Source organism: Photobacterium sp. (assembly GCF_057456235.1).
This window is the reverse complement of sequence record NZ_JBVCPH010000013.1, coordinates 66,262-80,415: the sequence shown is the minus strand read 5'-3', so window position 1 is coordinate 80,415 and position 14,154 is coordinate 66,262. Positions and strand designations below refer to the sequence as shown.

Genomic DNA, 14,154 nt, shown 5'->3' with positions numbered 1-14,154 from the left:
AATGTAATCAGGCTGGATGTGCAGTCGTATGTATCGGGCGCCTGGCATTGAAGAGATGTAAAGCGCCAGCCATCAGGGTAATGATCAGATATATGAAGAACTGCGGTTCGATTTCACTATAGACAATTGATTCCAGAGATCCTGGCAGGTTACAACCGCAATCAATGTTGAGGCCTTGCTGGATGGCGATGCCAGAAAGTACGGTGTACAACGCAAAACAGGCAACAACAGGCACTAGACTTACTAGCTCATAAAAAGCGAGCATTGCACAAATCGAGAGCGCAAGTGGTAATGCGAAGGCTATGGGGTCAACATACATAGCGGAGAGTAAGCCGGTATCGAGCAACAGCAGCGCCGTGTTTTCGGGGGCAAAGAAGCCTTTTAGCGCAATCGCTGCTGCCGACATGAAAATAAAGCTGGTGATGAACTGATGAACGTATCCTCTTGTTTTCATAGCAATACTCTCTTTCCGTGACGTTGACGTTGATTTTAATCTGCGTCAGAGAGAAAGCCCTGCACGGGCTTTCTTCTGCAAGACGTTAATTCAATGTAGTTTGCTCCAGGTACAGCATCGCTTCGAGAACGCTGCCGCCAATGGCACGAGCTTTATCTGAAACGGTTGTATAGTCGGCCTCTATGCCGCGGGGATCAATATCGCCGATTTTAAATCCTTCAGTAACGCTTAATCCGTCGTTGAGCAGTCCGCGTACCATGCCGTTCAACGGTGCAACAATCTGGCTGTCGCCAACATGGGCGATCACATCCCCTTCTTCGACAATATCGCCGAGTTTGACATGGTTGTGCATAATTCCCTGGCAAGGGGCGCGCAGAACTCGCTGGTGGGTATAGCCGGCGATGTTGCCGGGAACCCCGGTATTTGGCTGGGTTTCCCCCTGATAGATGATCCGGCCCAAATGATGGCCGCGGTTGGTTTCAATGACCGCATCGCAATCGATGCCAGCATTAAAGCCCGGACCTAAAGCAATGGTGATCGGAGCCATATTTTGGGTTGTGCCCAGGTTGCGCTTGGCAAGAATGGCGTCGACAAGGAAGGTCGGTGCTAAGCTGGCAAGCGAGCTGCATTGTTCATCAGCAATAACCGGGATCAGACCTTGTTCAATGGCAGCAAAGGCATCTTCACTGCTATGGGCTTTTCTGGCTGTTACGCCTTCGACTTCAACGGGATCACCGTATAAACATTGGGCAAAGGCGACGGTGCAACGAATCACTGTGGGTTGGGCAATGTCGGTCATCACAACTTTAAAGCCCGCATTATGCAGGCGAATAGCCACTCCCGTCGCAATATCGCCAGCGCCACGGATCATTACCAATTTGTTGCGATTGAGGCGGGTATCATCTTTCATTAACCCGCCAGAAGACTGATGTTTCACTTTGAGGACTTCAGCCATAATGCTGATGGCAATTTCTTCCGGTGTTTCTGCGCCAATATTGAAACCAATCGGCGAGTGAATAGCCTGGATATGGGCTTCGCTGACGTTACTTTTTCGCAAGTGATTGAATAATGTCTGTACTTTGCGGCGACTGGCCATCAGGCCGATATATTGGGTATCACAACCGACGACTTTGGTAATCGCATCTTGATCCTGGTGGTTAGTTGCAATAACCACAAAACTCTCTTTGTTAATATCCAGCTGGTCGATGGCATCATCCATCGTTTTGCCTAAAATGCGTTTGGTACCGGGGGGGAAATGCTCTTCGGCCAGGCTGTCTTCGTAAGCATCAGCAACGCTGATATCGAAACCTAAAACATGAGCCGCATGGGCAACGGCACGGTTTACGTGGCCGCCACCAATTAGTAATAGAGCCGGGCGCAGGCCGTAAACATCGATTGAAACCGTCATTGCGCCACCGCAGTCCATGCCCATCGCTTCCGGGCCGGTTCGAGTCATACGGCCTTTTACTACCCGGGGTTTCCTTTCTTGCAGGGCTTCAAGTGACTGTTCAATAACGTAGCGTTCGATCATGCCACCACCGACCGTACCGGTGATGGTACCGTCTGCCTTGATAATCATCTGTCCTGAATGACGAGGTGCCGAACCTCGGGTCTCGATGATGTTAGCAAACGCAAAAGGTATGTTTTGTTGTTCTAACAGAGCTGCCTGAGCAAAAATATTCATTAAATTTGACCTCTATATCGCGTAACGAGGTCAGGAGTTTCTCCTCGTTACAATGTCTTTTATCGGCGATAGATCGTGCATCGCAGCAAGCCAGATCGCATCAAGTTGGTGGGTTTGTGCGATGATCGTTTGCGCCAGCTGAGTCAGCTTTAAGTACGACGGCGCAAGATCAACTTTATTGACTAACCAGATCTTGATGGCATGGTTTGGAGCCTGCTTAAACATTCCATGTGGGTGCTCAATCAATCGACACAATATTCGGTGACCGATAGCGTCACCTTCCGAACATTGTGTAAGTGCAGAGAACGTGTTCCATCTGTGAACTCTCTCAGGACAAGCCCGAGAATGAATAATCTCTGCCCCTGTCACGCCGATCACCATATCCGAGTTAATTGGAATGCAAGGCTCATGCCCGGAAGGAGCCTTAATTGGCAAACACTTAGCTCCATCGGCTTCAATAATAAAAACTGTGAAAGGGGAGGTGTTTTTGAGCTGCTCAACAAGGTTTGGTGTGATCCCCGACACTTTGGTCTGCGCTTTGATATCACCGGTTTTACTTTCATTATTCGGCGCTATTTCACCTTGATAGCAAAAAGTGATAGCGGGTTTCGATTCTTGGTTTTGCAGGCGTGAAAGCAAAGCCGTTTCAGGGCTTTTTTCCGGGTGATTATTTTCAGCACAGATAAAATAATCTGCTTGTTCTGGTGCTGGTAAGTACATTTTTGTGGTGGTGGTGACCAGTACACAATGACCACGTTTTTTGAATTCTTGTGCCAGCCAAAATGCCGTGGATGTTTTACCGCCTCCACCCACGAGAGAGATGATAAAAGGCGCAGAAAAAGCGGCATCTAAAATGCTAGGAGTGATAGGGAGCTGTGGGATGTGTTCGGTTCTGCCGCGCATGGTGCCTCTCTTCTTATTTTTTAGTGTGCAGTGTTGCTCTGTTAATCTGGATCACTATAGTTAGCGGTGTTATTCAACTTGATACTAAGCAAAGTAAGATCTTACGAGCTAGAATTATTAACGGAAATTCAATGAGTAACCAACAGCAAGACGTAGATTGTGTGATGCCAGCTGCCGGTCTGTCTTCCCGAATGGGGAGCTGGAAAATGATGCTACCTTACCGTCACCATACGATCCTTGACGAGAGTATCGAAAATGCACTTCGCTTTTGTTCCCGGGTGATTCTGGTGGTCGGGCATCGTGGCAATGAGCTGATTGAACGGTATGAAAACAGTGCAAAAATCAGGGTTGTTGTGAACTCTGATTACCCGCAGGGCATGTTCAGTTCCATTCAGGCTGGTGTCAGTGAAGTACGCAGTGAGCACTTCTTTGTTTGTCATGGCGACATGCCGTGTGTGTCTGCTGACATCTATCAGCAAGTCTGGTCAGAGCGTGGAGAGCACACGGTATTTCCCGGTACCAAAGAGAAGCCGGGACATCCGGTGTTGTTACCAAAATCGATCATACCGGTCATTCAACGCTCAGAAATTGATGGGAAAATGAAGCCGCTTATCATGGCTAATAAGGTCAAATTTCTTGGCTTAGAGCAGTTAGATATTTACTTAGATGTCGACACGCCGGCGGCGTATCAGGCTGTGTGCGAGAGCGCACACCATAAGTATCAAATTGATAACTGAGATATCACTTCTATCAATTTGATAGCCGTTGTATCAACGCTATGAATTACCGCCGAGTAAAAAAAGCCAGCGGGGGAGTCGCTGGCTTTTGATCGGATTATGGTGTCATCGGTTAAAGCTGATCACATTAACCATTTCCACCAGATGAAGATGGCTAAGAAACCAAACAAGTAGGTCAGCCCGGCCCAAGATAAGACTCTCAGGCTTTTACTCAACGCCAATTCTTTAGGCAGATCCGCTTTCATTACTAATCGGTAGTTCAACAAGGCAAAGATAGGCGTTGTCATGAACGCCATGATCATAGCGAAATCGAGCATTGGCATTAATGCCGAGGTAAAGAACAGCAGGATCCCCATTGCAACACTACCGACTAACAACATCCAGCCTTGGTGGTAGCGGCGCTGTTCCAGTTCTTTCTTCTGTAACAACAGTTGTGCTTCTGCCAATGCACGGGAGTAGCCATCAATAACCGTGATCGTACTGCCGAAAATACAGAAGAAAGCGATAACGGCGATAAGGTAACGAGACCATTCACCAATGGTTGATGCGTACATGCTGACGAGTTGGTGTGAAAATCCAATACCTGAGCTTTTTAATTCCGTACCGTTACCGTGAAGTACCAATGCGCCCAGAGATAAGAAAACAATAGCCAATAATGCCGTTCCGATGTAGCCAACATTAAAATCAAAAAATGCTGATTTGGCCGTCACAGGTTGTTCTTTACGCTGACTCTTAAGCCACATTGACGTTAAACAAGAGATCTCGATTGGCGCAGGCATCCAGCCCATCATTACAACAAGAAATCCGATTGAAGCAATTGACCAGGCTGAAGGCGCCTCAAAATCAGCGGGTGCAACGCTGCCTTTACCCGCAGCAACGATCACAGCACCTACAGTGGCAATCACAAGAACCGTCATGATCACTTTTGACAGGCTATCGAGCGCTTTGTAATGACCGGCAAACAAAATGGCTAAACATGCAATCAGTACCACTCCCGCTAAAGTGGTCAGCGGCAGTTCTACAGGTAGGAAGTACCCAAGTAAACTAGCACTAAATAAAAGTAACGCCGCGGTGTTGATCACGGCAGATATGGCATTAAGGCCAGTAAAAAGCCATAAATAACCACGTCCCATTTGACTATAACCTTGGATCAGGCTTTGACCTGTTCCCATGGTGTACTGCACGCCTGCTCGAAAAAATGGGTACTTGAAGAAGTTGACGAGCAAAATCAGGCCGGCAAGCTGCCAACCATAAATGGCACCGGATTTGGTTGATGCTACAAGATGAGAACCACCAACGGCGGCGGTTGCCATCATAATACCGGGGCCTAATGACCGAATCAGTTGTTTTAATCGATCTATACTGGGTTCAACTTGGACGTTTGCTGTACTTTCCATGATTACATCCTGATATTGTTATTATATTTCAGCCAGCCCCTTAATCAGTGATTGAATGAGCTGGCGGAATAAATTTATCTTTGATTTTGGTTTGATAGGATTTAACGTATTCTTTTGATTTGAGGTTGTTTTCAACACTCTCATTCCATTTTTCGCAGTTTTAGATGTGATTAGCAAACGCGCCAAAAACCAAAAAAGCATATATCACCAATATAATCGAGTAGTGCAGGGTTAAGTTCCAACGCAAGAGATTGGAACTAATCGTTTATTAGGTGGTGGCATGTTAAAAAACGATAATAAAATTATTAATAATCAGTGTGTTTTAACTCAAGGTAAACTGACCTTAATACTGACTCTACTTAAAGCTGAATCGGTAGATTCGTTCGATAAGATCAATCTGAACACGTTAGGTTTGCTTTAATCCGAAAAGAGATCCCAGATAACCGCCAGATAAGGTGTGAGAAAGTAAGTAAACCTACTTGTCTGGCGGTTTATTAGATGGCGACTGTTTGGCAGCATTCATATTCTGTGGCTTTATTGCCCCGTTCAGAGGGCATGCTGCTGCTTAGATTCGATGGGAAAGACGGAATTCTGAGCCTTGGCTGAATTTTTTGCGATAAGCCCAATTTTTAGCAACAGTCCCCGCCATATCCAAACTAATGGCTAGTTTGGCCCCGTTAATATTTCTATTCAACTGACTTTACGAATTCTTTCCATTTGATTCATAAATCAATATTTTACGTAGCAGGTTGGTTAGTTGATCTTGTTCTTTTGACGTTAATACACTCAGCATATTGTCCATGTTTTCTACATGGGCGTTTAGCGCAGTATCAACAATCTCAATGCCTTTTTTAGTCAATGTGACTTTGCAGCTTCGTCTGTCTTGTTCGCTTGAAATTCGCTCTACCAGTCCTTCTTTTACCAACTGCTCTATACGCGTACTGACCGCGCCCGAAGAGATCATCAAGGTTTTGTATAGCTCTGTCGGCGTGATACCTGATGGATCGTTACGACGCATTGTTGCTAAGATATCAAACTCGATACTGCTTAAACCATGTTCTTTGAACACCTTATCCATTTTCGTTTTCCAAGCATTACTGGTTCGGCGCAGCCGCCCAACAACACCCATTGAAGAGCAGTCTAGATCGGGTCTGACTTTTTCCCACTGAGCCAAAATGGAATCGACGCTATCCGATGGCATTTTTATCTCCCACATAAATATCTTATCAAAAAGATACTTGATCGAAAATCAAATATCTATTACTTTGTGGTAAGTATCTTTTTTGAAAGATACATTTGTTTGAGTTAATGGAGCGGTGGCATGAGTGGATTACATCAGATAAAGACAATCGTTTTGACGGCTATAGCGCCGATTGTGTGGGGAAGTACTTATATCGTTACTACAGAGTTGTTGCCACCGGAAAGTCCGTTGCTGGCATCAACCATTCGTGCTTTGCCTGCAGGCGTGTTATTGGTGCTCATTAGCAAGGCTTTTCCAAGTGGACTTTGGCTGCTACGCCTTGCGCTGCTTGGATTTCTAAATATCGGTTTGTTTTTCTACTGCCTATTTTTCGCCGCAACCTATTTGCCTGGTGGTATGGCGGCGATGGTTATGTCTATACAGCCTGTCGTCGTGATTCTACTGAGCAGGAAATGGCTCAATTCAGAGTTGACTCCGGTTCAACTTCTGGCAAGTGTGGTTGGGATCGTGGGGATAGCTTTACTGGTCATAAATGGTTCTGCGCAGCTCAACACTACTGGTCTTGTGGTTGCTTCTGTCGGCACATTGAGTATGGCTTCTGGTGTTGTATTGACGAAAAAATGGGGCAGACCTAAAGGTATTACGTTGCTGGGTTTTACGGGGTGGCAGCTGTTTTTTGGTGGAGTCATGTTACTTCCTGTCGCTTTATGGGCAGAAGGGCTACCTAGTCACTTGAGTTTGCCAAACTATATTGGATACCTGTATCTGAGCGTTATAGGTGCGATTTTAGGTTACTTCTTATGGTTTCGCGGGATAGAAAAGCTGCCGCCTATTACTGTTTCTTTTCTCGGCTTTCTCAGTAGCGTATCTGCATGCATCTTGGGTTACGTAGTGCTCGATCAAACCCTGACATGGCTTCAGCTGTTAGGCGCAGCTTTTGTCCTAATTGCTATCGTTCTGGCTATGCCAACTGTAGCTACCTCGTCAAATAAATCCAATCACTTACCTTTGTGCCACTTTTTAAAAAGGAATTAAGATGAACATTACAATTGTATCTGGCAGTCAACGCACTAACTCGCAGAGTCTAAACGTAGCTCGCTATTTGGAGTCACTTTCTTTAGAGCTGTTCGATAAGGCTAATATTTTGGACTTGCATCAGCTCAACTTACCATTTTGGAACGAAGGTGTTTGGCAACAGACCGAAGAGTGGCTGCAATGGGCGCCAATTGCCGAAATGCTTAAACAATCGGATGCTGTGGTTCTGATTACTCCTGAATGGCACGGAATGGCGACTCCAGCGCTTAAGAACTTTTTGCTGCTGACAACAGATGAAGAGCTTGCCCATAAACCAGTGCTACTGGTGAGTGTGTCCGCTAGTGTAAATGGAGTCTATCCGATTAGTGAACTGCGCATGACTGGCAACAAGAACAATCACGCGTGCTTTTTACCCGATCATCTAATCTTTCGAAATGTTGAAGAGTTGCTGACGGCCGAGCACCAGTGCACCGACCAAATAATGCATCAGCGCAATCAGTACACAATGGCATTACTTGCCAGTTACGCTCAAGCACTGGCTCCGGTATATCGCGATATGATCTCGGCAGGGAAGGCATTTCGCTACGGTATGTAAGATAAAAGATGGCACCGCACGGTGCCTAATTTTTCATTTCAGTGGCTTAGGTATTCCGGAGGGACTTGTTGCAAATAATCAGATAAAGCAGCTCTACCCAGTGATGGGCTTAATGATTACTGGTAAACAACTTCACTATTGAAGAGACGATTTATAAAAGTGGATCTCTCCCGCACAAGGGGTTTACGTTCATCATGACGAAGCCAGAGAGACATAAAATTAATATTTTAATGCACCACTTAGGATTGAATATAAATTTCATGAATAATATTTCGTCAACATCTTCATTTGTGTGATAAATGTCGCGTTTATCAAATTTTCTATATTTTCCACCTGTGATTTTATTTTCCCTTATTTTAATCTGTGTCAGTCTTATGAACTATTTATGATGGCTAAAAAACAGGGTAACAGATATTTTAATTCATCTCTCATAACGCCTGTAAATTGAATTCAGGAATGACGTTAATTGTTAGTATCCTAAATACACCTCTGCAGATTATTGATGCAGTGCTGAACCATCCAAAATCGCGATCGAAAAGAGATAATAACAGTTTTTTATACTGACAATAGGCGGTTCGTGACTAAAAAGATGTTATGGTGGCATTTTTACTCACGGGGGAATATACCAACTTTTTTGGGGAAGATTCGCAATGTAAACATATAAATCCTGTCTGGTTTAAGATGAAAACGGACGTTGTACGATCACAAAAGTTCGACGAATTATAATATGACCACTCTATCAATGATTGATATTAAAGTATCGGGAAATGGAAAGTTTCCACCCGCGAACTATGTGAATAATATTTCACTGACTATATTTGCGATATAACCGACATAATTAAAATTGATAACATAATATTTTACTGGTGATTATTAGATATATTTAAGAACTAAATCTACATTTTAGGGGTTTTTATGGAAATTGCTGAAAGTTCAAAAAAAACAATTCAATTCCCAACTGCTTTTACAATTTTATTCATAATAATGTTAGTAGCAATTGGCCTTACCTGGATTGTACCAGCAGGCTCATACTCAAAACTATCTTATAACTCAAATGAAAACACCTTACAGGTTGTCAGCCCCTTTGGGGATGTAACAACGGTAGCCGCAACTCAAGATGAACTAAAAAAGCTTGATATCAATATAAGCATAGATCAGTTCGTCAATGGCACAATTCGCAAGCCGATAGCGATACCTGAGACTTATCATCAGTTAGAACAGTCTCCAAAAGGGTTAGGCGATGTGGCTGTAAGTATGGTTGAAGGGACCATTGAAGGTGCAGATATTATTGTTTTCATCTTGATTTTGGGAGGCATGATTGGAGTCATCAATAAAACCGGAGCATTTAACGCAGGGCTGATAACGTTGTCAGAAAAAACGAAAGGACGTGAATTTTTATTCGTAGCCTTAGTCTGTATCGTTATGGCGTTAGGAGGGACAACTTGTGGCTTGGAAGAAGAAGCGGTTGCTTTTTACCCAATTCTTGTTCCGATTTTTCTGGCTCTTGGTTTCGACTCTATCGTTTGTGTTGGTGCTATATTCCTTGCCGCGTCAATAGGTACGGCATTTTCAACAATCAACCCATTCTCGGTGGTCATTGCATCTAATGCCGCTGGCATTTCCTTTACAGAAGGCTTAGGCGTCAGGACGTTTGGCTTAGTTGTTGGAACGACGACGGTTATAGGTTATTTGTACTGGTATTGTAAGAAAATAAAAGCTGACCCTTCATTTTCTTATACTTATTCAGACAGGGAGTCTTTTAAAGAGCGTTTTTTGAAAAATAACAACCTGGCAGAAAAAGTACCATTCACCTTACGTCGAAAAATAATTTTAACTTTATTTGCGATAGCGTTCCCCATGATGGTTTGGGGGGTTTCAATGGGGGGGTGGTGGTTCCCGCAAATGGCAGCATCTTTCCTAACCATTGCCATTATAATTATATTTATCTCTGGGCTTAAGGAGAAGGAAGCCGTAGAAGCCTTTACCCAAGGGGCATCTGAGTTAGTCGCGGTATCATTAATTATAGGCATGGCTCGTGGTGTAAATATCGTTCTTGAACAAGGAATGATTTCAGACACCATCTTAGCTTATGCCTCAGATTTGGTTTCAGGCATGCATGGCAGTGTATTTGCTGTTTCTCAAATGTTTGTCTTCTTCCTTCTTGGATTAGTCGTTCCATCTTCATCAGGCCTGGCAGTATTAGCGATGCCAATCATGGCTCCACTTGCCGATACTGTGAGCATACCTCGTGATATTGTTGTTTCAGCATATAACTGGGGTCAGTATGCCATGCTATTTTTAGCTCCAACAGGGCTGGTATTAGTAACTCTACAGATGCTTGATATTCCATTTAACAAGTGGGTGAAGTTCGTGCTTCCTATCGTTATTTTCTTACTTGGCTTTGGTTCCCTACTGTTGGTTGCTCAAGTGATGATGCTTTAATTACTCCTTGCCTCTTGATGTAAGAAGCAACAACACGTGTATATACATAGCCACGTTAATTAAAAAATTAACGTGGCTTTAATCATTTTTTCGGTCATAAACCGTCAGATAAGGACCTTGCAAACACAATGACGCCAAACGCCATCGTTTCATCCACACAGACTCATCGTGGCAGATCGATGAAACCTACATCAAAGTGAAGGGGAAGTGGCACTAGCTTTATCACTATCATCTTAATAATTATCAAAGTGATAAATCTTTATTGATTTGATAGGTAATTCATCCGTATTAATAATCATACTCATTTACCACTTGTTTTTGTTCTATTTAGATAAATTTCCCACCTTGAGCTGATTCACATAATGATCCTGACTTTCGACATGGGTCACGAATTTCCGTCTTCATTACAATGTTTTTAAAGTTTGGCGCAGTAGTTGCTCAATTGAATTCAAAACGAGGTAACGAGCGAATTGTTACTTTTTACATCTGAGCCCTACGCATTGCACTAAATTGATGTGCTGGTTGTGTAAAAAACAAGAAAAATACAGCATCAAGGAGATTTATCATGGGAGACATCATGCGCCCCGTTCCGTTTGGCGAGCTACTCAACCGAATTTTCAGTGAGTATAAAGAAAGCCAATCGATTTTCGGGATCCCATCGAAGCAGTTTTATCGCAAGGAAAACACCAAAGATTTAAAAGTTTGGGATGAACACTATGAAACACCGGTAGGCCCAGCCGCCGGACCTCATACGCAACTGGCACAAAATATCATCTGTTCCTGGCTGGCTGGTGGCCGTTTCATGGAGCTGAAAACAGTTCAGAAGCTGGATACGCTGGAAATTGCCAAGCCGTGTATTGATGCCGAAGATGAGTGCTTTAATACTGAATGGTCAACAGAGTTCACGCTTACCAAGGCTTATGATGAATATCTGAAAGCATGGATTGCGCTGCATTTGCTAGAGGAAGTGTTTGATCCCCGCACTGAAGGGGAAGATAAGTCTTTCATCTTTAATATGAGTGTCGGCTACGATCTGGCCGGTATTCAGACTGCTCCGATGCAGGCGTATATCGACGATATGGTTGATTCCAGCAAGCATGAAAAATTCCATGCCTATATTGCTGAACTGAAAGCTTTTATTGCCGATCCTGAATTCATTAAAACCTATGGCTTTGAGCACCGTTTAGAGCGCCTGCAACATTTGGCAGACTCTATCCCGGCTCAATTGACGCGTGGTGTGACGCTTTCCACCATGCATGGTTGCCCGCCAAATGAAATCGAAGCGATCTGTCGTTATATGATTGAAGACAAGGGTATTAATACCTTTGTTAAATTAAACCCGACGCTGTTGGGGTATGAGCGTGTGCGCGGCATTCTGGATAATGCCGGGTTTGATTACATTGCGCTTAGCGAAGAATCATTCAGCCATGATCTTCAGATTGAAGATGCCAAGGCCATGCTGCACCGTCTGGTGGATTCGGGTAAAGCCCGAGGCATTGGTTTTGGGGTGAAGCTGACCAATACCTTGGGTACGCTAAACCGTAAAGGGGTCTTACCTGACAAAGAAATGTACATGTCAGGCCGTGCTCTGTTCCCGCTATCGATCAATGTGGCGCTGGAACTGTCTCGTGAATTTAACGGCATGTTACCGATTTCTTATTCAGGTGGTGCCAGCAAATTCAACATTAAAGAGATTTTCGAAACCGGCATCCGGCCAATTACGATGGCAACCGATCTGCTTAAGCCGGGTGGTTATCTGCGTTTGGCTGATTGTGCCAAAGAGCTGGAAACAAGTAATGAATGGAACATGCAGCAAGTCGACTTAGTCAAACTTGAAGCATTAGCGGCGAAATCGCTGGTAGCAGATTACGCCCAGAAAGAATGGCGTGGTCCGGAAGAGATCAGCGTGAAGAAAGCGGTGCCACTGACTGACTGTTATATTGCCCCTTGTGTGACCGCGTGTCCGATCAGTCAGGATATTCCTGAATACATTCGCCTGATGGGCCAGCATCAGTACACAGAAGCCTTGGAAGTGATTTATTCGCGCAATGCGCTGCCAGCCATTACCGGTCATATTTGTGATCACCAGTGTCAATACAACTGTACCCGTCGTGACTACGAAGGGGCATTGAACATTCGTGAAATGAAGAAAGTGGCATTGGCAAAAGGCTGGGAAGGCTATAAAGCGAAATGGCATCAGCCGGATTTAGACCGTGAAAAGCATCCTGTTGCGGTGATCGGTGCTGGCCCTGCTGGCTTGTCTGCGGCCTACTTCATGGCGCGTGCGGGTCATCCTGTAACCGTGTTCGAGAAAGAGCAAAACGCAGGCGGGGTGGTTAAAAACATCATTCCTCAGTTCCGTATTCCGGCTGAGGTGATCCAGCACGATATTGATTTCGTTCAAGCACATGGCGTAAATATCGAATATGGCTGCAATCCGAACCTGACCGTCGATACACTAAAATCCAGCGGCTACAAGTATATCTGCCTGGGTATAGGTGCCGATAAAGGCAATCCAATCTCACTGTCTGGCGACAACACGAACGTCTTCAAATCATTGGAATTTTTGCGTAGCTTCAACGATGGCGAGAAGCTTCCTCTTGGTGAACATAAACAGGGTAAACATGTTGCCGTTGTCGGTGCCGGTAATACCGCGATGGACAGTGCGCGCGCAGCATTGAAAGTCGATGGCGTGGAAAAAGTCACCATCATATACCGCCGTACGATTGCTGAAATGCCAGCATACAAAGAAGAGTATGAAGAAGCGGTTGAAGATGGCGTGCAGTTCATGTTCCTGACCAATCCTGAGCAGTTCGATGCAGACGGTAAGCTGACAGCCCGTGTGATGGAATTAGGTGAGCCTGATGAAAAAGGACGTCGCCGTCCGGTGGCAACCGATAAGACTGTGGAATTGCAGGTCGACGCCCTAATCACAGCGGTGGGTGAGCAAAGTAACCGTGATGTGCTGACTCGCATCGGTATCCCTATGGGTGACGATGGCTGGCCTGCGGTTGATAGCGAAACGTGTGAAACCGCGGTTGAAAACGTGTTCCTGATGGGGGATGCCAATACCGGTCCGTCATCCATCGTATCGGCTATCTCTGGTGGCCGTAAAACGGCAACGACCATTCTGGCTCGCGAAGCACAGAGCGAACAAGAAAACGATGTGAAATCTCAGGTTCATGCAGATGATGTTTACGCTCGTAAAGGGGATATTCAGGTCAAACTGATTGCCGCTAGCGAACTTGAAGCTGCAGACCATGAAGCGTTCATTGAACAAGAAGCAAAACGCTGCCTGGAATGTTCATATATCTGTAGCAAGTGTGTGGATGTGTGTCCTAACCGCGCCAATATCTCATTGCCAATTCCTGGCTTTAAAGATCAGTATCAGACCTTGCATCTTGACGCTTACTGTAATGAATGTGGTAACTGTGCGCAGTTCTGCCCATGGGATAGCAAGCCTTATAAAGATAAGTTCACCCTGTTCAACCTGCGCGGTGACTTTACTAATAGCACCAACGCCGGCTTCTACATCGAAGGTTCAGAGGTGTTAGTGCGCAGTCAAGGTGAAATCTATACCTTCAGTATTAACGAAAAGAGTGAACTTGATATGCCAGAGGCGTTGGCCGATGAGGCAACTATCATCAGCTATGTGCATGCAAACCATCACTACCTTCTTGGCAAAGTGGATGTTTAGGTGAGGAGT

10 protein-coding genes and 2 pseudogenes are annotated in these 14,154 nt (G+C 44.8%); 6 read left to right on the top strand and 6 right to left on the bottom strand.

Annotated features, from left to right (window positions below; translation table 11 throughout):
* Positions 1-7: 7 nt before the first annotated feature.
* The 3 genes from AC2204_RS14795 to yqeC form a co-directional block, all read right to left on the bottom strand.
* Complete coding sequence (locus AC2204_RS14795; protein ID WP_318926445.1) at positions 8-454, bottom strand: MauE/DoxX family redox-associated membrane protein; 447 nt, start codon at positions 452-454, stop codon at positions 8-10.
* An 85-nt stretch (positions 455-539) separates the two neighbouring features.
* Positions 540-2,138, bottom strand: coding sequence for a selenium-dependent molybdenum cofactor biosynthesis protein YqeB (yqeB, locus tag AC2204_RS14790; RefSeq protein ID WP_318926444.1), 1,599 nt, complete (start codon positions 2,136-2,138; stop codon positions 540-542).
* A 30-nt stretch (positions 2,139-2,168) separates the two neighbouring features.
* A complete protein-coding gene (gene yqeC, locus AC2204_RS14785; protein WP_318926443.1) occupies positions 2,169-3,041 on the bottom strand; it encodes a selenium cofactor biosynthesis protein YqeC in 873 nt (290 codons plus the stop codon).
* 131 nt (positions 3,042-3,172) lie between these two features.
* On the opposite strand from yqeC, the gene mocA reads away from it, so the two are divergent.
* Complete coding sequence (gene mocA / locus AC2204_RS14780) at positions 3,173-3,778, top strand: molybdenum cofactor cytidylyltransferase (protein ID WP_318926442.1); 606 nt, start codon at positions 3,173-3,175, stop codon at positions 3,776-3,778.
* 122 nt (positions 3,779-3,900) lie between these two features.
* On the opposite strand, the gene AC2204_RS14775 is transcribed toward mocA, so the two are convergent.
* Positions 3,901-5,175 carry an NRAMP family divalent metal transporter gene (locus tag AC2204_RS14775; protein WP_318926441.1) on the bottom strand — a complete coding sequence of 425 codons (1,275 nt, stop codon included), beginning with the start codon at positions 5,173-5,175 and terminating at the stop codon, positions 3,901-3,903.
* 700 nt (positions 5,176-5,875) lie between these two features.
* Positions 5,876-6,376, bottom strand: a complete 501-nt coding sequence (locus AC2204_RS14770) for a MarR family winged helix-turn-helix transcriptional regulator (RefSeq protein ID WP_318926440.1) — start codon at positions 6,374-6,376, stop codon at positions 5,876-5,878.
* A gap of 120 nt (positions 6,377-6,496) precedes the next feature.
* Here AC2204_RS14770 and AC2204_RS14765 point away from each other — a divergent pair, with 120 nt between their 5' ends.
* Together AC2204_RS14765 and AC2204_RS14760 are read left to right on the top strand one after the other, a co-directional pair.
* Positions 6,497-7,411 carry an EamA family transporter gene (locus AC2204_RS14765; protein WP_318926439.1) on the top strand — a complete coding sequence of 305 codons (915 nt, stop codon included), beginning with the start codon at positions 6,497-6,499 and terminating at the stop codon, positions 7,409-7,411.
* 1 nt (position 7,412) lies between these two features.
* Positions 7,413-8,006 (top strand): NADPH-dependent FMN reductase, encoded by a 594-nt coding sequence (locus AC2204_RS14760; RefSeq protein WP_318926438.1) that lies wholly within the window; start codon positions 7,413-7,415, stop codon positions 8,004-8,006.
* Between the two features lie 116 nt (positions 8,007-8,122).
* On the opposite strand, the pseudogene AC2204_RS14755 reads toward AC2204_RS14760, so the two are convergent.
* Positions 8,123-8,212 (bottom strand): annotated as a pseudogene (locus tag AC2204_RS14755) (IS6 family transposase); the annotation flags it as partial.
* Between the two features lie 709 nt (positions 8,213-8,921).
* Here AC2204_RS14755 and AC2204_RS14750 point away from each other — a divergent pair.
* The 3 genes and pseudogenes from AC2204_RS14750 (at position 8,922) to ygfK (ending at position 14,145) form a co-directional block, all read left to right on the top strand.
* Positions 8,922-10,448, top strand: a complete 1,527-nt coding sequence (locus tag AC2204_RS14750; RefSeq protein WP_318926437.1) for a YfcC family protein — start codon at positions 8,922-8,924, stop codon at positions 10,446-10,448.
* A 139-nt stretch (positions 10,449-10,587) separates the two neighbouring features.
* Positions 10,588-10,662 (top strand): annotated as a pseudogene (locus AC2204_RS14745) (IS6 family transposase); the annotation flags it as partial.
* 351 nt (positions 10,663-11,013) lie between these two features.
* Entirely contained in the window at positions 11,014-14,145 is a 3,132-nt protein-coding gene (gene ygfK / locus AC2204_RS14740) for a putative selenate reductase subunit YgfK (protein WP_318926436.1), read from the top strand.
* Positions 14,146-14,154: the final 9 nt, after the last annotated feature.

Bases quoted from the DNA above. Each gene is read 5' to 3' on its own strand.
- AC2204_RS14775 (WP_318926441.1), bottom strand. From the start codon at position 5,175: ATGGAAAGTACAGCAAACGTCCAAGTTGAACCCAGTATAGATCGATTA.
- AC2204_RS14770 (WP_318926440.1), bottom strand. From the start codon at position 6,376: ATGCCATCGGATAGCGTCGATTCCATTTTGGCTCAGTGGGAAAAAGTC.
- mocA (WP_318926442.1), top strand. From the start codon at position 3,173: ATGAGTAACCAACAGCAAGACGTAGATTGTGTGATGCCAGCTGCCGGT.
- AC2204_RS14760 (WP_318926438.1), top strand. From the start codon at position 7,413: ATGAACATTACAATTGTATCTGGCAGTCAACGCACTAACTCGCAGAGT.
- yqeC (WP_318926443.1), bottom strand. From the start codon at position 3,041: ATGCGCGGCAGAACCGAACACATCCCACAGCTCCCTATCACTCCTAGC.
- AC2204_RS14795 (WP_318926445.1), bottom strand. From the start codon at position 454: ATGAAAACAAGAGGATACGTTCATCAGTTCATCACCAGCTTTATTTTC.
- ygfK (WP_318926436.1), top strand. From the start codon at position 11,014: ATGGGAGACATCATGCGCCCCGTTCCGTTTGGCGAGCTACTCAACCGA.
- AC2204_RS14765 (WP_318926439.1), top strand. From the start codon at position 6,497: ATGAGTGGATTACATCAGATAAAGACAATCGTTTTGACGGCTATAGCG.
- AC2204_RS14750 (WP_318926437.1), top strand. From the start codon at position 8,922: ATGGAAATTGCTGAAAGTTCAAAAAAAACAATTCAATTCCCAACTGCT.
- yqeB (WP_318926444.1), bottom strand. From the start codon at position 2,138: ATGAATATTTTTGCTCAGGCAGCTCTGTTAGAACAACAAAACATACCT.